General features: G+C 72.8%; 21 protein-coding genes. 7 read left to right on the forward strand and 14 right to left on the reverse strand.

Annotated elements, in window-relative coordinates; translation table 11 throughout:
• Window positions 1–549: 549 nt before the first annotated feature.
• The gene (locus tag ACFVUH_RS29565) at window positions 550–819 is read right to left on the reverse strand and encodes a hypothetical protein (protein WP_387916483.1); all 270 of its coding nucleotides are present in this window, start codon (window positions 817–819) and stop codon (window positions 550–552) included.
• Window positions 820–909: 90 nt separating this feature from the next.
• On the opposite strand from ACFVUH_RS29565, the gene holA reads away from it, so the two are divergent.
• Window positions 910–1911 (forward strand): DNA polymerase III subunit delta, encoded by a 1002-nt coding sequence (gene holA / locus ACFVUH_RS29570; protein ID WP_387916382.1) that lies wholly within the window; start codon window positions 910–912, stop codon window positions 1909–1911.
• Window positions 1912–1972: 61 nt separating this feature from the next.
• Here holA and ACFVUH_RS29575 read toward each other — a convergent pair whose 3' ends face one another.
• The gene (locus tag ACFVUH_RS29575) at window positions 1973–2725 is read right to left on the reverse strand and encodes a hypothetical protein (protein WP_355372216.1); all 753 of its coding nucleotides are present in this window, start codon (window positions 2723–2725) and stop codon (window positions 1973–1975) included.
• A gap of 236 nt (window positions 2726–2961) precedes the next feature.
• On the opposite strand from ACFVUH_RS29575, the gene ACFVUH_RS29580 reads away from it, so the two are divergent.
• A complete protein-coding gene (locus ACFVUH_RS29580) occupies window positions 2962–3489 on the forward strand; it encodes a hypothetical protein (protein ID WP_387916384.1) in 528 nt (175 codons plus the stop codon).
• A gap of 252 nt (window positions 3490–3741) precedes the next feature.
• Here the strand turns inward: ACFVUH_RS29580 and rpsT are convergent, their stop codons facing one another.
• Window positions 3742–4011: a 30S ribosomal protein S20 gene (gene rpsT, locus ACFVUH_RS29585; protein ID WP_355269285.1), complete on the reverse strand. Its 270-nt coding sequence runs from the start codon at window positions 4009–4011 to the stop codon at window positions 3742–3744.
• 169 nt (window positions 4012–4180) lie between these two features.
• Window positions 4181–4486 (reverse strand): antibiotic biosynthesis monooxygenase, encoded by a 306-nt coding sequence (locus ACFVUH_RS29590; RefSeq protein ID WP_355372210.1) that lies wholly within the window; start codon window positions 4484–4486, stop codon window positions 4181–4183.
• Between the two features lie 251 nt (window positions 4487–4737).
• On the opposite strand from ACFVUH_RS29590, the gene lepA reads away from it, so the two are divergent.
• Entirely contained in the window at window positions 4738–6609 is a 1872-nt protein-coding gene (gene lepA, locus ACFVUH_RS29595) for a translation elongation factor 4 (RefSeq protein ID WP_355372208.1), read from the forward strand.
• A 196-nt stretch (window positions 6610–6805) separates the two neighbouring features.
• Here the strand turns inward: lepA and ACFVUH_RS29600 are convergent, their stop codons facing one another.
• The 4 genes from ACFVUH_RS29600 to ACFVUH_RS29615 form a co-directional block, all read right to left on the reverse strand.
• The gene (locus ACFVUH_RS29600; RefSeq protein ID WP_387916387.1) at window positions 6806–7909 is read right to left on the reverse strand and encodes an NAD(P)/FAD-dependent oxidoreductase; all 1104 of its coding nucleotides are present in this window, start codon (window positions 7907–7909) and stop codon (window positions 6806–6808) included.
• Between the two features lie 129 nt (window positions 7910–8038).
• Window positions 8039–8998, reverse strand: coding sequence for an RNA polymerase sigma factor SigJ (gene sigJ / locus ACFVUH_RS29605; RefSeq protein ID WP_387916389.1), 960 nt, complete (start codon window positions 8996–8998; stop codon window positions 8039–8041).
• Window positions 8999–9111: 113 nt separating this feature from the next.
• On the reverse strand, window positions 9112–11010 hold the full coding sequence (locus tag ACFVUH_RS29610; protein WP_387916484.1) for an ABC transporter ATP-binding protein: 1899 nt from the start codon (window positions 11008–11010) through the stop codon (window positions 9112–9114).
• A gap of 170 nt (window positions 11011–11180) precedes the next feature.
• Window positions 11181–12914, reverse strand: a complete 1734-nt coding sequence (locus ACFVUH_RS29615; protein ID WP_387916391.1) for an ABC transporter ATP-binding protein — start codon at window positions 12912–12914, stop codon at window positions 11181–11183.
• 321 nt (window positions 12915–13235) lie between these two features.
• Here ACFVUH_RS29615 and ACFVUH_RS29620 point away from each other — a divergent pair, with 321 nt between their 5' ends.
• Window positions 13236–15158: an AMP-dependent synthetase/ligase gene (locus tag ACFVUH_RS29620; RefSeq protein ID WP_387916393.1), complete on the forward strand. Its 1923-nt coding sequence runs from the start codon at window positions 13236–13238 to the stop codon at window positions 15156–15158.
• A 92-nt stretch (window positions 15159–15250) separates the two neighbouring features.
• The gene (gene hemW / locus ACFVUH_RS29625; RefSeq protein WP_355375173.1) at window positions 15251–16480 is read left to right on the forward strand and encodes a radical SAM family heme chaperone HemW; all 1230 of its coding nucleotides are present in this window, start codon (window positions 15251–15253) and stop codon (window positions 16478–16480) included.
• Here the strand turns inward: hemW and ACFVUH_RS29630 are convergent.
• The 6 genes from ACFVUH_RS29630 to htpX all read right to left on the reverse strand — a co-directional run bounded on the left by ACFVUH_RS29630 (window position 16477) and on the right by htpX (window position 20462).
• On the reverse strand, window positions 16477–16878 hold the full coding sequence (locus ACFVUH_RS29630) for a PIN domain nuclease (protein ID WP_387916395.1): 402 nt from the start codon (window positions 16876–16878) through the stop codon (window positions 16477–16479). The two genes, hemW and ACFVUH_RS29630, sit on opposite strands and share 4 nt — an antisense overlap.
• Entirely contained in the window at window positions 16875–17111 is a 237-nt protein-coding gene (locus tag ACFVUH_RS29635) for a type II toxin-antitoxin system VapB family antitoxin (RefSeq protein WP_387916397.1), read from the reverse strand. The genes ACFVUH_RS29630 and ACFVUH_RS29635 overlap by 4 nt, the downstream gene beginning before the upstream one ends.
• Before the next feature lie 53 nt (window positions 17112–17164).
• Window positions 17165–17992, reverse strand: a complete 828-nt coding sequence (locus tag ACFVUH_RS29640; protein WP_387916399.1) for a DUF3097 domain-containing protein — start codon at window positions 17990–17992, stop codon at window positions 17165–17167.
• A 20-nt stretch (window positions 17993–18012) separates the two neighbouring features.
• On the reverse strand, window positions 18013–18792 hold the full coding sequence (locus tag ACFVUH_RS29645) for a DUF2785 domain-containing protein (RefSeq protein WP_387916400.1): 780 nt from the start codon (window positions 18790–18792) through the stop codon (window positions 18013–18015).
• A 131-nt stretch (window positions 18793–18923) separates the two neighbouring features.
• Complete coding sequence (locus ACFVUH_RS29650) at window positions 18924–19511, reverse strand: hypothetical protein (RefSeq protein ID WP_387916402.1); 588 nt, start codon at window positions 19509–19511, stop codon at window positions 18924–18926.
• 30 nt (window positions 19512–19541) lie between these two features.
• Window positions 19542–20462 carry a zinc metalloprotease HtpX gene (gene htpX / locus ACFVUH_RS29655; protein ID WP_355375155.1) on the reverse strand — a complete coding sequence of 307 codons (921 nt, stop codon included), beginning with the start codon at window positions 20460–20462 and terminating at the stop codon, window positions 19542–19544.
• A gap of 276 nt (window positions 20463–20738) precedes the next feature.
• Between htpX and hrcA the strand changes: the two genes are divergently transcribed.
• Together hrcA and dnaJ are read left to right on the forward strand one after the other, a co-directional pair.
• Window positions 20739–21773 (forward strand): heat-inducible transcriptional repressor HrcA, encoded by a 1035-nt coding sequence (gene hrcA, locus ACFVUH_RS29660; RefSeq protein WP_355375152.1) that lies wholly within the window; start codon window positions 20739–20741, stop codon window positions 21771–21773.
• Between the two features lie 76 nt (window positions 21774–21849).
• Entirely contained in the window at window positions 21850–22992 is a 1143-nt protein-coding gene (gene dnaJ / locus ACFVUH_RS29665; RefSeq protein WP_355375149.1) for a molecular chaperone DnaJ, read from the forward strand.
• Window positions 22993–22995: the final 3 nt, after the last annotated feature.

The raw sequence follows: 22995 nt of genomic DNA on the forward strand, positions 1-22995 counted from the left end.
TGGGGTTGGGGGCAGGTGCTCGGGAAGGAGGGGAGGGGTGGGCTCGGGCCCGGAAGAAACGATTCTTCGCGGCCGGCCCGAGCGGTGCGCTCGGGTCGGGCGAACACCGAGTGGGCGTGGGTGTGAGCTGCGGAAGGTGGATCCGGGTGAGGGAGTGAACGGTGACATCGGCGCTCCGGCCGAGGCCCGGAGCGCCGATGAGGGGCCTCTTCTTCGGCACCGGTTCTTGTGGGTGGCGGACCGGCTGCGCGCCGGCCGCAGCCGTAGTCGCGCTTCGGTGGGCAGGGGAGGGGTGGGCTGCGAGAAAACGATTCTTCCGGGCCGGGCCGGGCGAGCACCGCGGCGGCCCGGATGTCCGCCCGGGCGGTACGTGCGTGCGGACCCTCCGCCCGGCGTAGGAAGTCGGCTCGGCCGACTTCCTACGCCGCGGACCAACCCGGCAACCGAGGCGACCGCAGCGCCGAGCGGAAGCAGGCAGTACGGGCTCCCACCCCCTGGAGTAGGAAGTCGGCCGAGCCGACTTCCTACTCCAGGGAAGGCCACACCGGGTCAGCTTTCCTCGCGCCAGCCTTCGTAGGAGGCGGCGACGGCGTCGAGGGCGCGGAGGCGGTCGGGGGTCCAGCCGTCCTCCGGAGGTTCCACGACCACCAGCCACTGGGCGTCCTCGGCGTCGTCCTCCCCGGCGAGGGCGTCGCGGACGATTTCGAGCTCGCCGAGGTCGGGGTGGTCCGCACCGAGCTCCTCGGCGGCCTCCTCGGCGGCGTCGCGGTCGGGCAGGACGAGCAGCTGCCGGGCGTGCGGGTCGAAGCCGTCCGGCATATCGGTCGCGGGGTCGGCGGTGGGGTCTTCGGTCACCCGCCCATTCTCCAGGGACGGAGCTGTCCGTCCCCCGTGGGATGCTGGTAGACGATGGCCAGGAAGAGTGCACCCGACGACCTGCTCGCCCCGCTGACCCTCGCGGTCGGCCAGGAGGAGCTGCTGCTGGACCGCGCGGTCGCCCAGGTGGTGGCCGCGGCGAAGGCGGCCGACCCGGACACCGATGTGCGGGACCTCCCGCCGGGCGGCCTGCAGCCGGGCAGCCTGGCCGAGCTGACCACCCCGTCGCTCTTCGCCGAGCGCAAGGTCATCGTGGTCAGGGCCGCCCAGGACCTCTCCGCCGACTCCGTCAAGGAGGTCAAGGCGTACATCGAGGCCCCCGCCGACGAAGTGATCATGGTCCTGGTGCACGCGGGCGGCGCCAAGGGCAAGGGCCTGCTGGATGCGGCCCGGAAGGCCGGCGGGCGCGAGGTGGCCTGCGCCAAGCTCGCCAAGGCGAGCGAGCGGCTGGCCTTCGTCCGCGGCGAGTTCCGCACCCTCGGCCGTTCGGCGACCCCGGAGGCCTGCCAGGCCCTGCTGGACGCGCTCGGCAGCGACCTGCGCGAGCTGGCGGCCGCCGCCAGCCAGCTGACCTCCGACGTCGAGGGCGCCATCGACGAGACGGTGGTGGCCCGCTACTACAGCGGCCGCGCCGAGGCCACCGGCTTCGAGGTGGCGGACCTGGCGGTCACCGGCCGGGCCGCCGAGGCGCTGGAGCGGCTGCGCTGGGCGCTCGCCGTCGGCCAGCCGCCGACCGGCATCACCTACGCGCTGGCCTCCGGCGTGCGCAGCATCGGCCGGCTGGCGAGCGCCGGGCGGAACATGCGCCCGGCGGACCTGGCGCGCGAGCTGGGCATGCCGCCGTGGAAGGTCGAGCGGGTCCGCCAGCAGATGCGCGGCTGGACGGGCGACGGCGTGGCCACGGCGCTGACCGCGATCGCGCAGGCGGACGCCGCCGTCAAGGGCGGTTCCGACGACCCGGCCTTCGCGCTGGAGCGGGCCGTGGTCGCCGTGGCCAGGGCCTCCCGAGCCGGTTCCCGGCCGCCGTCGTACTGAGCCTCTGGGCGGCCCGCGGTCAGCCCCGCGGGCGGAGCGGGCCCACCGTTGCGGCCCGCCGCTACGGCCCGCCGATCGCCTTGAGCATGTCCCGGGTGTCGTCGGTCATGGCCTTGCGCACGGTCTCGCGGTCCAGCGTGTGGTTCTTGCCGACCTGGTAGTTGTCCGTCCAGTACAGCGAGTACGTCATCGCGCCGTCGCGGACCTGCAGGTAGTAGTTGATGTCGTGGAAGGTCTTGTCCGAGCTGGTCGGCTCGTCGCCGTACGCGAGGTAGGCCTCCTCGCCGAGGCCGGGCACGTCGGTGATCTCGTACTTCTGCTGCTCGAAGTAGTGCCGCAGGGCGGCGAACTCGGGCACGGAGTCGACCGCCTTGTGCAGCTCGGCGCGGATGTCGAGAGTGGCGTAGTCGGTGGTCTCGCTGTCACCGGGCGTGCGCTTCATCAGCGCGTAGCAGCGCATGACGTCCATGGACCCGCTGCGGCCGGCGTGTTCCAGCGGGTAGTTGTCCACCATCTTGTACTTGCCGCGGAACGCGGTGAGCTTGCCCGCTTCACAGATCTTGTCGACGGCGTGGTAGCCGCGGACGCTCTTCGCACCGGACTCGCCGTGGACGATGCCGGGCACCGCGACGACGGTTCCGGTCCAGACCGCGGAGGCGAGGATCGCGCCGACGAACGCCCACACCGCGTTGCGCCGCAGGCCCCCGCTCCGCCCGCCGCCCGGGGCGGCCGGTACACCCGGTACACCCGGCGCGCTGGGCAGACCGGGCGGCGGCCCGAAGCCGGGCTGGCTGTTCGGCGTCGGCGCGGGCACCAACGGCTGCGGCTGCTGCGGGTAGCCGACGAAGCCGGGGCCACTCTGCGGTGACGGTGGTGGTGGCGGCGGTGGCGGCGGCGGTGTCCCCAATGTGTGCCCCCCTCGGGCCCTCGGCGTGGGTGCCGGACACCCGGGACCCTACCGCTCGTCCCGGAGGGCGGGACAGCCACCGTGGCTGTCCCCCCGGCCGGTGGGGTCGGGGCCCTCATCGGCCGTACGTCCCAGGGGGGACCTTGCGCACGCGCACCATCACGATCGTCACGATCGTCACGGCGGCCGGACTGCTGGCCGCCCTGACGGCCTGTTCCAACGGCTCGGCGGCGGTGACGGCGGCGGCGACCGGCCCGGTCCCGCAGCCCACGGTCACGCAGACCATCACCGTGACGGTCACCGCCCCGGCACCGTCCGCGCCACCGGCCCCGGCCGTCACCGTGACCGTCACGACGACGGCGACGGTGACCGCGCCGCCGCCCGCGCCCGCGCCGCTCGCCGAGACCGCGCCCGCCGCGCCCGCCGACACGATCGACGGCAGCGGCACCTTCCTGGTCGGCACCGACATCCGGCCCGGCACCTACCGCACGGCCGGCCCGGCCGGAGGCTCGGGCCGCATGTGCTACTGGGAGCGGGCCCGCGCCGCCGACGGCGACCTCGACTCGATCATCGCCAACGAGAACCTGACGGGGCAGGGTGTCGTCACGATCAAGAAGTCCGACGTCGTCTTCAAGACGCAGGGCTGCCAGAGCTGGACGAAGATCGGCTGAGTACGCCCACCCGCGAGCACGCCCACCGCCGAGCACGCCCGCAAACGCGAACTGCCCGGCCGGTGGGGAACCGGTCGGGCAGTACGGGGAAGGGGCGGCGCGGCCGACGCTTCCGATCGATCTCTGTGCACCGCACCCGCGTGGCGAACGCAGGCCGCGTGCGGTGCGAAGTGTGCTGCGCACCTCGGGTGTCCGGGTAGAGGGCCGGGCCGTCCCGAGGGGGGTGGGGCCGTCGAGGCGGCCCCGGGGGCGTCAGGCCTGGGCGGCCGTGTTGACGCGCTTGGTGATGGCCGACTTCTTGTTGGCGGCCTGGTTGGCGTGGATGACGCCCTTGCTCACGGCCTTGTCCAGCGCCTTGGAGGCGGCGCGGGCCAGCTCGGTGGCCTTCTCGGTCTCGCCGGCGGCAGCGGCCTCACGGGCCTTGCGCAGCGCGGTCTTCAGCGAGGACTTGACGGCCTTGTTGCGCAGGCGCGCCTTCTCGTTGGTCTTGTTGCGCTTGATCTGGGACTTGATGTTCGCCACGAAGGAGCCTCAGTCTGTGTCATCGGTTCTGGATGTCCCTCCCGGCCGGAGGCTGGGGGAGGGCCGCACCGCGCGGCCGTCGGACCTGCTGAGAGGGCATGCCGAGGCCAGGTGCAGCGCCCCACGCTACCAGGGGCGCCGGGCCCGGCCAAAACCGGGCGGACCCGGCTCAGGCCCGCAGGACCGGCTCGCCGTAGTGCTCGACCTCGGGGAACGGCCGGTAGAAGTGGTGCAGCAGGTCGCGCCACCGCTGGTACTCGGGGGAGCGCCGGAAGCCCTCGGTGTGGTCGGCGAGGGTCTCCCACCCGACCTGGAGCAGGAACCGGGAACCGCGTCCCTCGTCCAGGCAGCGGCGCAGCTCCAGCGAGCGGAAGCCGGGCCGGCCGGCGATCAGCGGGCGGGCCTCGGCGAAGGCGGCGAGGAACTCCTCCTCCCGGCCGGGCCGGACGTCGAGCAGGGCGCTTTCCAGGATCATGGCCGGCCATCCTGCCCTGTCGCGCCGCGGCCCGGGCGCAGGACGTGCTGCCGCCCGGGCGCAAGAGCGCCCGCCGGCCCTTCCGGCGGGTGCCGGGAGGCCCGAACCGGACGGCGGCGCGCGACCGGCCCGGGGGAAGTGGGAAGATGGGAGGAACTATCTCGATCGGACGACCGTCCGGTCGCCCGGGAAGCCGGTCAGCGATGATCCGGACACCCCCGGCCCCCGGACCAACGGAGAATCGGACCAAGGTGCCCGCGACCCCCAGCAATGTGCCAGAGCCCAGCCGTACCGACCCGGCGCTGATCCGCAACTTCTGCATCATCGCCCACATCGACCACGGCAAGTCGACGCTCGCCGACCGGATGCTGCAGATCACCGGTGTGGTCGACCCGCGGCAGATGCGCGCCCAGTACCTCGACCGCATGGACATCGAGCGCGAGCGCGGCATCACCATCAAGTCGCAGGCCGTCCGACTCCCCTGGGCGCCGAGGACCGGCCCCGACGCCGGTTCCACGCACATCCTCAACATGATCGACACCCCGGGCCACGTGGACTTCACGTACGAGGTGTCCCGCTCCCTCGCGGCCTGCGAGGGCACCGTCCTGGTCGTCGACGCGGCCCAGGGCATCGAGGCGCAGACCCTCGCCAACCTGTACCTGGCGCTGGAGAACGACCTCACGATCGTCCCGGTGCTGAACAAGATCGACCTGCCGGCCGCCCAGCCGGAGAAGTACGCCGAGGAGATCGCGCACATCATCGGCTGCGACCCGGGCGACGTCCTGAAGGTCAGTGCCAAGACCGGTCTGGGCGTCGAGGACCTGCTGGACCACATCGTCAACACCGTCCCGGCCCCGGTCGGCGTCGCGGACGCCCCGGCCCGCGCGATGATCTTCGACTCGGTGTACGACGCCTACCGCGGCGTGGTCACCTACGTCAGGGTCGTCGACGGCCAGCTGACCAAGCGCGAGCGCATCGCCATGATGTCCACCGGCGCGACCCACGAGCTGCTGGAGATCGGCGTCATCTCGCCGGAGCCCAAGGTCGCCGACGGCCTGGGCGTCGGCGAGGTGGGCTACATCATCACCGGTGTGAAGGACGTCCGGCAGTCCAAGGTCGGTGACACCATCACCTCGCAGCACAAGGGTGCCACCGAGGCGCTGGGCGGCTACAAGGACCCGCGCCCGATGGTGTTCTCCGGCCTGTACCCGCTGGACGGCTCGGACTACCCGCTGCTGCGCGACGCGCTGGACAAGCTGCGGCTGAACGACGCGGCCCTGGTGTACGAGCCGGAGACGTCGGTGGCGCTCGGCTTCGGCTACCGCTGCGGCTTCCTCGGCCTGCTGCACCTGGAGATCATCCGGGAGCGCCTGGAGCGCGAGTTCAACCTCGACCTCATCTCCACCGCCCCGAACGTGGTCTACCGGGTGATCATGGAGGACGGCACCGAGCACACCGTCACCAACCCGAGCGAGTTCCCCACCGGCAAGATCGCCGAGGTGTACGAGCCGGTCGTGCGCGGCACCATCCTGGCGCCGAACGAGTTCGTCGGTGCGATCATGGAGCTCTGCCAGTCCCGGCGCGGCAACCTCCAGGGCATGGACTACCTCTCCGAGGACCGGGTGGAGCTGCGCTACACCCTGCCGCTCGCCGAGATCGTCTTCGACTTCTTCGACCAGCTGAAGTCCAAGACCCGCGGCTACGCCTCGCTCGACTACGAGCCCATCGGCGAGCAGACCGCGAGCCTGGTGAAGGTCGACATCCTGCTGCACGGCGACGCGGTGGACGCGTTCTCCGCGATCGTGCACAAGGACAAGGCCTACAGCTACGGCGTGATGATGGCCGGCAAGCTGCAGAAGCTGATCCCCCGCCAGCAGTTCGAGGTGCCGATCCAGGCCGCGATCGGCTCGCGCGTGATCGCCCGTGAGACGGTCCGCGCGATCCGCAAGGACGTGCTCGCCAAGTGCTACGGCGGTGACATCTCCCGTAAGCGGAAGCTGCTGGAGAAGCAGAAGGAAGGCAAGAAGCGGATGAAGATGGTCGGCCGCGTGGAGGTCCCGCAGGAGGCCTTCATCGCCGCGCTGTCCACCGACGCCGAAGCCCCCAAGGGCGAGAAGAAGTAACCACGGCGCCACCGCGAGGGGCCCGGGACGCACACCGCGTCCCGGGCCCCTCGCGTACGGCCCTCGCGTACGGCCCTCGCGTACGGCCCTCGCGTACGGCCCTCGCGTACGGCCCTCGCGTACGGCCCTCGCGCACGGCCCTCGCGTACGGCCCTCGCGCACGGCCCTCGCGCACGCCCCCTCGGTGACGGGCCGCTCAGCGCAGCGACAGCACGACGCTCCTGAGGATCGCCGCCTTGGCCAGCCGCCCGGCGAGCCCGGTGAGCACGGTGGGCCGCATCGAGTCGTCGCCGTGGATGAACTGGAGCAGCCCCTCGCGCCGCCCCAGGCTCAGGCACTGCGCCGTGTACCGGAAGGCGAACGGCTTGTCGGTGCGTCCGGCGAGCACCTTGCCGAGGTACTGGCCCTGCGGCAGGGCGGTGGCGCAGCCCATCCGCAGGGTCCCGGTGCCGGGGACGGTGACCTCGGCGGCGTCGCCGATCACGTACACCTCGGGATGCGAGACCGACCGCAGGTGGTCGTCGACGACCGCCTGTCCGGCGGGGGTGACGGCGAGGCCGGCCCGGGCGGCGAGCGGGTGCGGTTCCATCGAGGCGGCCCAGACGACCAGGTCGGCGGGGATCCGGCCGGCGGTGGTGGTGAGGCCCCCGGCGTCGACGGCGGTGACGGCGCTCTGCTCGTGGATCCCGACGCCGAGCCCGCGCAGCACCCGGTGGACGTGGTCGTGGCCCTTGGCCGAGAACCATCCGCCGACCCGGTCGGCGGCGACGATCCGCACGGTCCAGCGGGGGTGGGCCTCGGCGAGTTCGGCGGCCAGCTCGATGCCGGTCGCGCCGCCGCCGACGACCGCGACGGTGCCCGGGCGTTCGGCGGTGCCCGACCGCTCGGCGGTGCCGGGGCGCTCGGCGGCGCGCAGCCGCTCGGCGACCTCGGCGGCCCGTTCGACGGGGTAGGCGTGCTCCTCGGCGCCGGGCACGCCGTGCCAGGAGGTGCGGCTGCCGAGGGCGTAGACCAGGGTGTCGTAGGCGACGGTGTCGCCGTTGTCCAGGAGCACCTTGCGCGCGCCGAGGTCGAGTCCGGTGGCGCGGGCCCGGACGTGCCGCACGCCCCGCCCGCGCAGCACCTCGGCGACGGCGGGCCGGGCCACGGGGAGGCCGGCGGTGGTCTCGTGCTGGCGGATGCGGTGCAGGATGCGGCTCTCGGGAGCGATCAGGGTCACCCGGTCGCGCTTTCCGGCCCGGGCCGCGGCGGCGAGGCCCGCGTAGCCGGCCCCCAGTACGACGGTCTGCTTCTCGGTCATGTCGTCCCGCTCCTTCGTGGCGCCGTCGTCGGCGTCCTCTCGCGGCGTCCCCGGGGTGGCCGGGGAACGCTTCTCCGCGTGTTCGGAAGGGGGACGACGGCGCCCGCGGGACTGTGACGGTGACCCGCGTCACACTCCCGGAGGGGTGGCGGGAGCGTTGAGGTGGGCGAGCTTCTCCGGGTTGACGACGGCGTACGCCTCGGTGATCCGGCCGTCGGTGACGGCGAAGGCCAGCACGCCGCCGATGACGCCAGGCCGCGTGTACCAGACCAGACCGGGCTCGCCGTTGACCAGGGCGAACTCCACCGCGGCCTCGGCCGTGACCCACTTGTTGACGAGGCCGAGGACCAGCCGGGAGACCTTGGCGGAGCCGAGCACCGGGCGGGCGCCGGCGGTGACGATGCCGCCGCCGTCGGAGTGCCAGACGATGTCGGGGTCGAGGACGGCGAGCAGGCCCGCGATGTCGCCGCGGGCGCTGGCGGCGGCGAACGCCTCGACGGCCTGCCGGTGCTCGGCGGGGTCGGCGTCGGCCCGGCGTCCGCCGGCCTTGATCCGGCGGCGGGCGCGGGAGGCGAGCTGGCGGGTGGCGTCGGGGCTGCGGTCGAGCGAGGCGGCGATCTCGTCGAAGCCGACCGCGAAGACGTCATGCAGGACGAAGGCGGCGCGTTCGGCGGGGGTGAGCTGTTCGAGGACGGCGAGCAGCGCGAGCGAGACGGACTCGCCGCGTTCGGCGAGGTCGGCGGGGGAGGCCGGGGTGTCCTGGTAGGAGAGGGACGGTTCAGGCAGCCATTCGCCGAAGTAGGACTCGCGGCGGGCCCGGGCGGAGCCGAGCTGGTCGTAGCAGAGCCGGGTGACGACGGTGGTGAGGTAGGCGCGGGGGTCGGCGACGGAGGTGCGGTCGGCGGCGCGCCAGCGCAGCCAGGCCTCCTGGAGGACGTCCTCGGCGTCGGTGAAGGAGCCGAGCATCCGGTAGGCGACGGAGCCGAGGTAGCGCCGGTGGGTCTCGAAGACGTCCGGGGCGGTGGCGGCGGCGGGCGTGCCGGTGCCCCTTGGCCGGGCGGCGGCGGTCGTCGACGGTTCGTCACTCACGGCCCCCACCGTAGCGCCCGCCGCCGTGGCGGCCGAGGGCGGCGGGCCCGGACGCGCGGGAGCCCGGGGCGGCGGTGGGACCGTCCGCCCCGGGCTCCCCGGTGGCGGCGGCGCTACTCGACCTCGGCGACCGCCTCGGCGAACTGCGCCTTGTAGAGCCGGGCGTAGGCCCCGTCGGTGGCGATCAGCTCGTCGTGGCCGCCCTGTTCGACGATGGAGCCGTTCTCCATCACCAGGATCACGTCGGCGTCCCGGATGGTGGAGAGCCGGTGGGCGATGACGAAGCTGGTGCGCCCGGTGCGCAGCCGGGCCATGGCCCGCTGGATGAGCACCTCGGTGCGGGTGTCGACGGAGCTGGTGGCCTCGTCGAGGACCAGGATCGAGGGCTGGGCGAGGAAGGCCCGGGCGATGGTGATGAGCTGCTTCTCGCCGGCGCTGACGCCGGTGCCCTCGTCGTCGATGACGGTGTCGTAGCCGTCGGGCAGGGTGCGTACGAAGCGGTCGACGTGGGCGGCCCTGGCGGCTTCGACGACCTGCTCGCGGGTGGCCCCGTCGGCGCCGTAGGCGATGTTGTCGGCGATGGTGCCGCCGAACAGCCAGGTGTCCTGGAGGACCATGCCGATGCCGGAGCGCAGTTCCTCGCGGGACATGGCGGCGATGTCGACGCCGTCGAGGGTGATCCGGCCGGCGCTGACCTCGTAGAAGCGCATCAGCAGGTTGACCATGGTGGTCTTGCCGGCGCCGGTGGGGCCGACGATGGCGACGGTCTGGCCGGGTTCGACCTTGAGTGAGAGGTCGTCGATGAGCGGCTTGTCGGGGTCGTAGCGGAAGGCGACGTCCTGGAAGACGACCCGGCCGCGCAGCGCGTCGGGGCGTTCGGGCATGGCCGGTTCGGGGGTCTGCTCGGGGGCGTCGAGGAGTTCGAAGACGCGCTCGGCGGAGGCGACGCCGGACTGCACCAGGTTGGCCATGCTGGCGACCTGGGTGAGCGGCTGGCTGAACTGGCGGGAGTACTGGATGAACGCCTGGACGTCGCCGATGGACAGCGCGCCGCTGGCCACCCGCAGGCCTCCGACGACGGCGATCAGCACGTACTGGAGGTTGCCGATGAGCATCATCGCGGGCTGGATGACGCCGGAGATGAACTGGGCCTTGAAGCTGGAGGCGTAGAGGGCCTCGTTGTGCTCGCGGAAGGTTTCGGCGGACTCCTTCTGCCGGCCGAAGACCTTGACCAGGGTGTGGCCGGTGTACATCTCCTCGATGTGCGCGTTGAGCTGCCCGGTGGACTTCCACTGCTGGACGAACTGGGGCTGGGCGCGCTTGCCGACGCGGGTGGCGACGACGACGGACAGCGGGACGGCGATCAGTGCGATGAGGGCGAGCAGCCAGGAGATCCAGAACATCATGGCGAGCACGCCGACCACGGTGAGCAGCGAGTTGACCACCTGGCCCATGGTCTGCTGCATGGTCTGGCTGATGTTGTCGATGTCGTTGGTGACCCGGCTGAGGACCTCGCCGCGGGGCTGCTTGTCGAAGTAGCTGAGCGGCAGCCGGGCGAGCTTGGCCTCGGTGTCCTGGCGCAGCCGGTAGCCGGCGCGCTGGATGGCGCGGGCGGCGAGGCGGCCCTGGACGACGCCGAAGACGGCGGAGGCGACGTAGATGGCGAGGACCCAGAGCAGGACGGTGCCGATGGCGCCGAAGTCCATGCCCTGGCCGGGGGTGAAGTCGACGGAGGAGAGCAGGTTGGCGAGGTCGCCGTCGCCGCGGGCGCGCAGGCCGTCGATGATCTGCTGCTTGGAGGCGTCGGCGGGGAAGCGGCCGCTGATGACGCCGGCGAAGATCAGGTCGGTGGCGTTGCCGAGGATCTTGGGGCCGACGATGGCGGCGCCGATGCTGAGGACGCCGAGGCCGAGGACGCCGGCGATGAGGGCGCGTTCGGGGCGGAGGAGTTTGAGCAGCCGCTTGCCGGAGCTCTTGAAGTCCATGGACTTCTCGGCGCCCTGGCCGCCCATGAAGCGGCCGGGGCCGGCGGGGCCGCGGCGGGCGGCGGCGGCCTGGGAGTCGCCGGCCTGAGCCGGCCGGCCGCCCGCACCGGGTCCACCGGGTCCGCCCGGTTCACCCGGCCCGCCGGGACGTCCGCCCGGCGCCTTGTCGAAGCCGGGCGCGGACTTGTCGGGGCTGGTCACGCCGCCTCCTGCTCGGTGAGCTGGGAGAGCACGATCTCCCGGTACGTCGGATTGCCGGCCATGAGCTCGCCGTGGGTGCCGCTGCCGACGACGGCCCCCTCGTCCAGGACGATGATCCGGTCGGCGTCGCGGATGGTGGAGACGCGCTGGGCGACGATCACCACGGTGGCGTCGGAGGTCTCGCGGGCGAGCGCCTTGCGCAGCCTGGCGTCGGTGGCGTAGTCGAGCGCGGAGAAGGAGTCGTCGAAGAGGTAGACGTCGGGTCGGCGCACCAGGGTGCGGGCGATGGCCAGGCGCTGGCGCTGGCCGCCGGAGACGTTGCCGCCGCCCTGGGAGATGGGCGCGTCCAGGCCTTCGGGGAGCCGTTCGACGAACTCCTTGGCCTGGGCGATCTCCAGGGCGTGCCAGAGTTCCTCGTCGGTGGCGTCGGGCCGGCCGTAGCGCAGGTTGCTGGCGACGGTGCCGGAGAACAGGTAGGGCTTCTGCGGGACGAGGCCGACGCTGTCGGACAGCGTCCCGGGTTCGAGTTCGCGGACGTCGACGCCGCCGAGCAGGACCTGGCCGGAGGTGGCGTCGAACAGTCGGGGGACGAGTCCGAGCAGGGTGGACTTGCCGCTGCCGGTGGAGCCGATGACGGCGGTGGTCTCGCCGGGGCGGGCGGTGATGCCGATGCCGCGCAGCACGGACGCCTCGGCGCCGGGGTAGCGGAAGTCGACGTCGCGCAGTTCGAGGTGGCCGCGGCGGAGCACCTCGGTGACGCCGGCGGCGGGCGGCACCACACTGGAGGAGGTGTCGAACACCTCCTGGATGCGTTCGGCGCAGACCTCGGCGCGCGGCACCATCATGAACATGAAGGTGGCCATCATGACGCTCATGAGGATCTGCAGCAGGTAGGAGAGGAAGGCGGTCAGGGCGCCGATCTCCATGTCGCCGCTGTTGATCCGGTGGGCGCCGAACCACAGCACGGCGACGCTGGACACGTTGACGACGAGCATGACGCTCGGGAACAGGTAGGCCATCAGCTTGCCGACCTGCAGCGAGACGCCGGTGAGGCTCTCGTTGGCGCCGGCGAACCGGTTCTGCTCGTGCTCGTCCTTGACGAAGGCGCGGATGACCCGGATGCCGGTGATCTGCTCGCGCAGCACCCGGTTCACGGTGTCGATCCGTTCCTGCATGCTGCGGAAGCGCGGGCGCAGCTGGCGGACCAGGAGGGCGACGACGGCCCCGAGGGCGGGGACGACGGCCAGCAGCAGTCCGGAGAGCGGCACGTCCTGGTTGAGGGCCATGATGATGCCGCCGACGCACATGATCGGTGCGGCGACCATCAGGGTGAACGACATCAGGACCAGCATCTGGACCTGCTGGACGTCGTTGGTGGTGCGGGTGATGAGGGAGGGGGCGCCGAACTGGCCGATCTCGCGGGCGGAGAAGCTCTGGACGCGGTCGAAGACGGCGGCCCGGATGTCGCGGCCCACGGCCATGGCGGTGCGCGCGCCGTAGTAGACGGCGCTGATCGAGCAGAGGGTCTGGAGGAGGGTGACGCCGATCATCACGGCGCCCACGCGCAGGATGTAGCCGGTGTCCCCCTTGATCACTCCGCTGTCGATGATGTCGGCGTTGAGTGTGGGCAGGTAGAGCAGCCCGAGGGTGGAGACCAGCTGGAGGAGGACCAGCAGGATGATCGGTCGGGTGTAGGGGCGCAGGTACGCCCTGAGCAGTCTGATCAGCACTGGCTCACTCTTGTCGTCGGCGGCGGCTTTGGCATCCCAATTCTCGTTGCTCGGGAGGCCGGTACATGAGATTCCGGGCAAGCGAGCCGGATCTTTGTCCAGCCCTTTGCCGAACGTTCCGCGGGGCGCGGTTGTGCCGGGCACCGGCGGTCCGACAGGGTGCCAGGTCGGTCCGCCCCCTTACGGAATGACCGGTTTCCCCCTAGGCTGCTGGCAGCCCTCTTGTTACTCATCGGTACCAGTCCCGGTTGCCAGGGGGCCGGCGGCCGCCCCTACGGACGCCACCTCTTCCAGACGGCCACCCGCCCCCGGAGGTCCTCGTTGAGTTCCGCGCAGTCCCTGATCGACTCCGGCCGTCCCGACATCGTCGCCGGGCGTCCCGCCTCCGTCGCCCACCTGTTCCGGGAACGGGTCGCGCTGACCCCCGGCGGTGAGGCCTACCGCTACCCCGTCCCGGTGGACGAGCACGCGGCGGACAGCACCCCCGGCGCCGAGCAGTGGCGGTCGCTGACCTGGGCGCAGACCGCGGCCCGGGTGCACGCGGTGGCGGCCGGGCTGCTGTCGCTGGGCATCGAGGCCGAGGACCGGGTGGCGCTGGCCTCCTCCACCCGCCTGGAGTGGATCCTCGCCGACCTCGGCAACATGTGCGCGGGCGCGGCCACCACGGCCGTCTACCCGAGCACCAACGCCGACGAGACCGCGTTCATCCTCTCCGACTCCGGCTCCCGGGCCCTGTTCGCCGAGAACACCGCCCAGCTGGACAAGGTGGTCGCCGAACTGGACCGGCTGCCCGGGCTGGAGACGGTGATCCTGTTCGACGCGCCGGACGGGCCCCCGCCGGCCGGCCGGCTGCGCGTGATCACCCTCGCCGAGCTGGAGCGGCTCGGCGCCGAGCACCTGGCCGGGCACCCGGACGCCGTCGAGAAGGCGGTCGCCGCCCTCGACAAGGAGCAGTTGGCCACCCTCATCTACACCTCCGGCACCACCGGCCGCCCCAAGGGCGTGCGCCTGGTGCACGACTGCTGGGCCTACGAGGGCCGGGCGCAGGAGGCGAGCGGACTGCTGGCCGCCGACGACGTGCAGTTCATGTGGCTGCCGCTGTCGCACGTGTTCGGCAAGACGCTGATCTCCGGGCAGATCGCGACCGGGCACGTGATGGCGGTGGACGGCCGGGTGGACCGGATCATCCACAACCTGCCGGTGATCCGGCCGACCATCATGGCCTCGGCGCCGCGGATCTTCGAGAAGGTCTACAACGGCATCGCCGGCAAGGCCCGGGCGCAGGGCGGCGCCAAGTACAAGATCTTCCTGTGGGCGGCGCGCACCGCCCGCGACTACGCCCGCACGGTCCAGGACACCCGGGTGGCGACCGGCGTGGGCACCGCCCCGGCGGCGCTGCGGATGAAGCACGCCCTCGCCGACAGGCTGGTGTACGCCAAGATCCGGGCCGCGTTCGGCGGACGGCTGCGCGGGGCGGTGTCCGGCAGCGCCGCGCTGGCCCCGGAGATCGGCTACTTCTTCGTCGGCGCCGGGGTGCCGATCCTGGAGGGCTACGGCCTGTCCGAGACCAGTGCCGGCTCCAGCGTCAACCGGGCCGAGGACATCCGGGTGGGCACGGTGGGCCGTCCGCTGCCGGGCACCGAGGTGCGGATCGCCGAGGACGGCGAGATCCTGCTGCGCGGCCCCGGCGTCATGCGCGGCTACCACAACCTGCCGGAGAAGACCGCCGAGGTGCTGGAGGCGGACGGCTGGTTCCACACCGAGGACATCGGCGAGCTGTCCCCGGACGGCTTCCTGCGGATCACCGACCGCAAGAAGGACCTGTTCAAGACCTCCGGCGGCAAGTACGTGGCGCCGAGCGAGGTGGAGGGCAAGTTCAAGGCGGTCTGCCCGTTCGTCAGCAACGTCCTGGTGATCGGCAACGGCCGCAACTACTGCACCGCGCTGATCGGCCTGGACGAGGCGGTGATCATGCCGTGGGCCGCCGAGCACGGCCTGGCGGGCGCGTCCTACACCGAGGTGGTCGCCGACCCGCGGACCCACGAGCTGATCGAGGGCTTCGTGCGGCGGCTCAACGGGCAGCTCCAGCGCTGGCAGACGATCAAGAAGTTCCACCTGCTGCCGCGCGACCTGGACGTCGAGCACGGCGAGCTCACCCCGAGCCTGAAGATCAAGCGCCCGGTGGTGGAACGGACCTACGCCGAGGCGGTCACCGCGATGTACACGGGCGCCAACGAGGCCTGAGCCGTCCGCCCGGCCCCGTCCTCCCTCCCGTCCGTCCCGCCCGTCCCGTACGGCCCGTGGGGATCACCCCGGCCGTACGGGACAATGGGGTCATGCCCTCCGCACTCCCCGACGGCGAACCGGTGCCGTCCGACGGTTCCCTGCCCGCGCACGCCCTCGACGGGCTGGGCTCGCGGCCGTTCGGCTTCTACCTGCATGTGCCCTACTGCGCGAGCCGCTGCGGCTACTGCGACTTCAACACCTACACCGCCACCGAGCTGCGCTCCTCGGGCACCGTCGCCTCCCAGGAGACGTACGCGGACAACGTGGTCGCCGAGGTCCGGCTCGCCCGGCGGGTCCTCGGCGCGGACGCCCCGCCGGTGCGCACCGTCTTCCTGGGCGGCGGCACCCCGACCCTGCTGCCGGCCCGCGACCTGGTGCGGATGCTCGCCGCGATCCGCGACGAGTTCGGGCTCGCCGAGGGCGCCGAGATCACCACCGAGGCCAACCCGGAGTCGGTGGACCCGGCGTACCTGGCGGAACTGCGCGAGGGCGGCTACAACCGGATCTCCTTCGGCATGCAGTCCGCGCGCCCGCACGTGCTCAGGCTGCTCGACCGCCACCACACCCCCGGCCGCCCCGAGGCCTGCGTCGCCGAGGCCCGCGCGGCCGGCTTCGAGCACGTCAACCTCGACCTCATCTACGGCACCCCCGGCGAGTCCGACGACGACTGGCGGGCCTCCCTGGACGCCGCGATCGGCGCCGGGCCCGACCACGTCTCCGCCTACTCGCTGATCGTCGAGGAGGGCACCCGGCTGGCCGCCCGGGTCGGGCGCGGCGAACTGCCGATGATCGACGACGACGTGCACGCCGACCGCTACCTGATCGCCGAGGAGGCGCTGAGCGCCGCCGGCTACTCCTGGTACGAGGTCTCCAACTGGTCGACCACCCCCGAGGGCCGCTGCCGCCACAACGAGCTGTACTGGACCGGCGGCGACTGGTGGGGCGCCGGCCCCGGCGCGCACAGCCACGTCGGCGGCGTCCGCTGGTGGAACGCCAAGCACCCGGCCGCCTACGCCCGGGCCCTCGCCGAGCAGCGCACCCCCGCCCAGGGCCGCGAGCGCCTCACCGCCGAGGACCGCCGCGTCGAGCGGATCCTGCTCGAACTGCGCCTGGCCGAGGGCGTCCCCCTCGACCTCCTCACCGCCACCGGCCGTGCGGCCGCCGCCCGTGCCCTCACCGACGGCCTGCTCGCCCCCGCCCCCTACGAGCAGGGCCGCGCCGCCCTCACCCTCCCCGGCCGCCTGCTGGCCGACGCGGTGGTGCGTGACCTGGTGGACTAGTCGATCCGCCGGACGGGCTGCCCGGTCAGCCGGGCCATGGTCTCGAAGTCGGCGTCCTGGTGCAGGACCGTCAGCTTGTGCTGGGCGGCGGTGACGGCGACCAGCAGGTCCACCGGACTCGCGCACTGGTGGGCGCCGGACTGGGCGAGGCGCTCCTGCAACTCGGCGGCGTCCTCCCAGGCGCTGTCGCGCAGGTGCTGGTACGGGAAGAGTTCCCGGAGCAGGCCGGTCGCCTCGAAGTAGGCGGCCCGGCCGCCTACCGCGCGCAGGAACTCCTGGCGGACCGGCTCGCAGAGCAGCACCAGCCCCGCCGTCACGGCCTCCTCCCAGGCCGCGCCGGTCTGGCCGCGCATCAGCCGGACCAGCGCACTGGTGTCGATCAGGAACTCCTCGGTCATGCGGCCGGCCTTCCGGACGCGCCCGAGGCGTCGTCGGGGTAGCCGATGACCGAGAAGTCGATCTCGCCTTCGGCGACCATCCCGCGCATCCGGGCCAGCGCCGCGGCCCGGCGCCGGCGGTCCGCTATCTCCCGCAGGGCGGCGTTGACGGTGTCCTTCTTGGTGGTGGTGCCGAGGTAGCGGGCGGCGTCGGCCAGCGCCTCGTCGTCCAGGTCGATCACGGTGCGGGACATGGCGACCTCCTACGGCGTATATCCGATTGCCGAAAAGGATATACGGCCGAGTGTCACTCGGGGAGGGTGACGAAGTCGATCAGCTCCTCGACGCGGCCCAGCAGCTCGGGCTCCAGGTCCTTGTAGGAGTTCACCTTCGCGAGGATGCGCTTCCAGGCGGCGGGGGTGTCCTCGGGCCAGCGCAGGCGGCGGCAGGTGCCGAGTTTGAAGTCCTCGCCGCGGGGGACGGCGGGCCAGGCGGGGATGCCGACGGAGGAGGGCTTCACGGCCTGCCAGACGTCGATGTAGGGGTGGCCGACGACCAGCACGTGCGGGCCGGTGACCCGGGCGGCGATGCGGTGCTCCTTGGTGCCGGGGAGCAGGTGGTCGACCAGGACGCCGAGGCGCCGGTCCGGGCCGGGGGCGAAGTCGGCGACGATCGCGGGCAGGTCGTCGACGCCCTCCAGGTACTCGACGACCACGCCCTCGATCCGCAGGTCGTCGCCCCAGACCCGCTCCACCAGCTCGGCGTCGTGCCGGCCCTCGACGTAGATCCGCGACTCGCGGGCCACCCGGGCGCGGGCGCCGGGGACGGCGACGGAGCCGGAGGCGGTGCGGCCGGGAGCGTGGGAGGGGGCCGGAGCCGAGGGCCTGACCAGGGTGACCGTCCGGCCCTCCAGCAGGAAGCCGCCCGGGACCATCGGGAAGACCCGGTGCTTGCCGAACCGGTCCTCCAGGGTGACGGTGAGGCCCTCGGCGGTCTTCTCGCAGCGCACCACCGCCCCGCAGAACCCGCTCGCCGCCTCCTCCACCACCAGGTCCCGCTCGGCGGGCACCTCCGGCGCGGGGGCCTGCTTCTTCCACGGCGGGGTCAGATCGGGTCCGTACTGGCGGCTGCGCATTCCACGGAGTCTACGAGGCGTCAGCCGGTGAACGGCGAGTTCACCACCAGGATCCCGGCGATCCGCTCGCGCAGCGCGGCCGAGTGCGGCAGCGGCACCGGGTCGGCGCCGCGCTCCATGCGCACGCCGCGGTCGGCGAGCACGTGGAGCATCCGCAGGGTGCGCAGGGTGTTGGAGACGACCGCGGGCACGCCGCCGGAGGTCGCGGAGGGGCGGCGCGGCGGCTGGGCGGCGATCGGGTCGAGCCAGCCGAGGGCCTGGCGCTCGGTCAGGTCGGGGCGGGCGAGGATCTGGGCGAGGGCGAGGCCGAGCCGGTCGTCCTCCATGGCGTCCAGCACGTGGTCGGTGGGGGCGAGCAGCCGGGCGGCGGCCAGCTCCAGCAGCGGCGTCGGGTCGGCGAGCAGCGGGCCGCGGCCGAGGGCGGCCAGGTAGTCGGCGCCGTGCGCGACGGCGTGCAGCCAGCCGAGCTCGCCGTCCCAGCCGCGCAGGTCGCTCTCGGCGGGGTACCAGTGGGCGAAGGCGTCCAGCCAGGCGGGGCGGTGGGCGCCGAGGTCGGCGAGCTCGGCGAGGACCAGCGGGGCGAAGGTGCGGGCCTGGATCTCGGGGTCGGACAGCCGCTCGGCCATCTCGTCGCCGAGGGCGAGGCGCTGCTCCGGGGTGAGCAGGGGTGCCCAGCGGCACAGCTGCTCGTAGGCGAGGGTGTCGCGCACGTGCGGGTCGGCGGACCGCAGGGCGGCGCTCACGGCGGCGAGGGTGTCGGGGGTCGGGGCGGCGGTTTCGAGCGCACTCCAGTCGATCATGGTCGGACCCTAGGTGAGCGGGGGAGCGGCGGCCACCGGATTTCCGGCCCGCGCGCCGGGCCCGCGCCCCGGCGTCCACGCCCCGCGCCCCGGCGTCCACGCCCCGCGCCCCGGCGTCCACGCCCCCGCGCTCACAGGCCCGGCGCGCCCCAGACCGGGAACCAGCGGGTGAGGTCCTTCTCCAGCCGCAGGTCGTTGCCGAGCATCGCGTTGACCTCCAGCTCCAGCGGGCTGTCGCGCTTCTCCCCGCGGCCGGGCAGCGGCGCGAAGGGGTAGAAGGTACCGCGCTTGTACAGGTAGACCAGGGCCAGCGGCCGGCGCCCCGCGGCGTCGCGGAAGCCGACCAGCGAGCAGAGCAGCTGCGGCCCGAAGCCGTTCGCCTCCAGCTCGCTGTTGACCGCGTGCAGGTCGTTGACCAGGTCGGGCAGTTCCTCGGAGGTGTGCCGGGCGAGCAGCCAGGAGTAGCCGTAGTCGTCCTTGGACGCCTCGACGGGGACGCCGCCGCGCTCGGTGCCGGCGTCCAGCAGCGCCCGGACCTGGCGTTCGACCTCGTCGAAGGCCCCGCCCTCGACCGAGGCGAAGCAGACCGACCCGAGCCCGGTGGGCCGGAAGCCCGCCGCGGCCTCCAGGGTCAGCGCGGCGGACGGCACCCCGAACAGCTGGTCGAGGTCGGGCTTGACGGGCTTGGTGCGGCCGAACAGCGCGTCCAGGATTCCCACGGCGGTCCTTCCGGAGGGAGGGTCAACGGGTCAGCGGCCGAGCTGTGCGGAGATCTTCGCGAGCTGGGCCAGCCGCTGCTCCAGCGTCGGGTGGGTGGAGAACAGCTGGGTGGCGGCCTCGCGGGCGCTCAGCGCGGGGGCGAAGTAGAAGGCGTTGTAGGCCTGCGCCTGGCGCAGGTCCTTGGTCGGGATGGCGGCGATCTGGCCGGTCACCTTGGTGAGCGCCGAGGCCAGCGCGCTGGGCCGCCCGGTGAGCTGGGCGGCGGCCCGGTCGGCGGCCAGCTCCCGGTAGCGGGAGAGCATCCGGGTCAGCAGGAAGCTGATCGCGTAGACGGCGATCGACGCCAGCGGGACGACCAGCGCGACGATCGCGGCGTTGGGGTCGTTGCTGTTGCGCCCGCCGCCCATGAAGCCGCCGTACATGGCGATCCTGGTCATCGCGCCGGCCAGGACGCCGAGGAAGCCGGCCACCGTCATCACGGCGACGTCCCGGTGGGCGACGTGCGACAGCTCGTGGGCGAGCACGCCCTCCAGTTCCTCCGGCTCCAGCCGGCGCAGCAGGCCGGTGGTGACGCAGACCACCGCGTTCTGCGGGTTGCGGCCGGTGGCGAAGGCGTTCGGCATGTCGTTGCGGGCGACGGCGACCCGCGGTTTGGGCATGTCGGCGAGCGCGCAGAGCCGGTCGACGGCGCCGTGCAGCTGCGGGTACTGCTCCGGGGTGACCGGATGGGCGCCCATGGCCCGTTCGGTGATCTTGTCGCTGAACCAGAACTGGGCGACGAAAAGGCCGCCGGAGATCAGGACGATGATCGGCCAGGCGCCGCGCAGCAGGGCGATGAGCAGCCCGGTGAAGCCGACGTACAGCAGTCCGATCAGGAACATCGTCCCCACCATCCGGCCGGTCAGGCCGCGGTCGGGGGCGAAACGGGTGTGCTGGCCCGAGGTCGACATCGCTGTTCCTCCGTTCGCCGTCCGCTTTCGATGCTGCCACCCGGGCGGGCCCGCGGCATCATCCGCGCGCCGCGGACTGCGGGCAGGATCACTCCGGCCGGGCCGTTCCTGCCGTCGGACCCGGGCCTTACACTGGCAGGTACGGATCTGGCACTCGGGCGTTCAGAGTGCCAAGGCCGGGGCCCCGCGGGGCCGGACCGGACAGCTCGAAATGCGGACACATGCCACAACGGCGTGTCACAACGGACAACGCGTGAAGACGGAGGTGCGTGCCCCATGGCCGGTGAGGTCCGCCAGCTCGACGACCGCAAGCTCGCGGTGCTTCGCGCGATCGTCCAGGACTACGTGGGGACGGAGGAGCCGGTCGGCTCCAAGGCCCTGGTGGACCGGCACAACCTCGGGGTCTCCCCGGCCACCGTCCGCAACGACATGGCGGCGCTGGAGGAGGAGGGGTACATCCACCAGCCGCACACCAGCGCCGGGCGGATCCCCACCGACAAGGGCTACCGGCTGTTCGTCGACAAGCTGGCCGAGGTCAAGCCGATGAGCGCGCCCGAGCGGCGGGCGATCCGGCACTTCCTGGACGGCGCGGTGGACCTCGACGACGTGGTCGCCCGCACGGTGCGGCTGCTGGCCCAGCTGACCCGCCAGGTCGCGGTGGTGCAGTACCCCTCGCTGAGCCGCTCCACGGTGCGGCACATCGAGCTGGTCGCGCTGGCCCCGGCCAAGGTGATGCTGGTGCTGATCACCAACACCGGCCGGGTCGAGCAGCGGCTGGTGGACTGCCCGGGCACGGTCGGCGAGACGCTGCTGGCGGATCTGCGGGCCCGGGTCAACGCGGGGGCCGCCGGCCAGCGCCTCCCGGACGTTCCCGGGCTGCTGGACGAGCTGCCGGCGCTGTTCGAGGCGGCCGACCGGCCGACCGTGACGACCGTGCTGGCGACGCTCTTCGAGACGCTCGCCGAGCAGAGCGAGGAGCGGATCATGCTGGCCGGCACGGCCAACCTGACCCGTTTCGGCCATGACTTCCCGCTCACCATCCAGCCGGTGCTGGAGGCACTGGAGGAGCAGGTCGTCCTGCTCCGCCTCCTGGGTGAGACCGCGGACGCCGGGATGACGGTCCGGATCGGCCGCGAGATCGCCTACGAGGGGCTGAATTCCACGTCGGTCGTCTCGGTCGGTTACGGTTCGGGCGACGAAAGCGTGGCCAAACTGGGTGTGATCGGTCCGACTCGGATGGACTATCCGGGCACAATGGGGGCGGTGCGAGCGGTGGCACGGTACGTGGGCCAGATCCTGGCCGAGTCGTAGGAACGGGCGCGCGTCATCCACATGGCGCGTCCCGCAGTCGCAAGCACTCTTACAGGCGGAACAAGCGGAGCATTTGGTGGCCACGGACTACTACGCGGTACTCGGCGTCCGACGGGATGCGGGGCAGGACGAGATCAAGAAGGCGTTCCGGCGCCTGGCGCGCGAACTGCACCCGGACGTCAACCCGGACCCGAAGACGCAGGAGCGGTTCAAGGAGATCAACGCCGCCTACGAGGTGCTCTCCGACCCGCAGAAGCGCCAGGTCTACGACCTCGGCGGCGACCCGCTCTCGCCCAACGGCGGCGGCGGGGCGGGCGGCTTCGGCGCGGGGGCGGCCGGCTTCGGCTTCTCCGACATCATGGACGCCTTCTTCGGCGCCGCCTCCGGCCAGCGCGGCCCGCGCTCGCGCACCCGGCGCGGCCAGGACGCCATGATCCGCCTGGAGATCACCCTGGAGGAGGCCGCCTTCGGCACCACCAAGGAACTCCAGGTCGACACCGCCGTCACCTGCACCACCTGCAGCGGCGAGGGCGCGGCCCCCGGCACCTCCGCGCAGACCTGCGACATGTGCCGCGGCAAGGGCGAGGTCTCCCAGGTCACCCGGTCCTTCCTGGGCCAGGTCATGACCTCCCGGCCCTGCCCGCAGTGCCAGGGCTTCGGCACCGTCGTGCCGACCCCGTGCCCGGAGTGCGCCGGCGACGGCCGGGTCCGCGCCCGCCGCACCCTGACCGTCAAGATCCCCGCCGGTGTCGACAACGGCACCCGGATCCAGCTGGCCGGCGAGGGCGAGGTCGGCCCCGGCGGCGGCCCGGCCGGCGACCTGTACGTCGAGATCGCCGAGACCACCCACGCGGTGTTCCAGCGGCGCGGCGACGACCTGCACTGCACCGTCACCATCCCGATGACGGCGGCCTCGCTCGGCACCCAGGTGCCGCTGCAGACGCTGGACGGGGTGGAGGAGGTCGACATCCGGCCCGGCACCCAGTCCGGCCAGTCCATCCCGCTGCACGGCCGGGGCATCACCCACCTGCGCGGCGGCGGCCGGGGCGACCTGATAGTGCACGTCGAGGTGCAGACGCCCACCAAGCTCGACGCCGAGCAGGAGGACCTGCTGCGCCGCCTGGCGGTGCTGCGTGGCGAGGAGCGGCCGTCCGGCCAGTTCGCGCCCGGGCAGCAGGGGCTGTTCTCCCGGCTGAAGGACGCCTTCAACGGCCGGTAGCCG

This window comes from Kitasatospora sp. NPDC058032 (assembly GCF_042885845.1).
In the GTDB taxonomy this organism is placed as follows: domain Bacteria; phylum Actinomycetota; class Actinomycetes; order Streptomycetales; family Streptomycetaceae; genus Kitasatospora.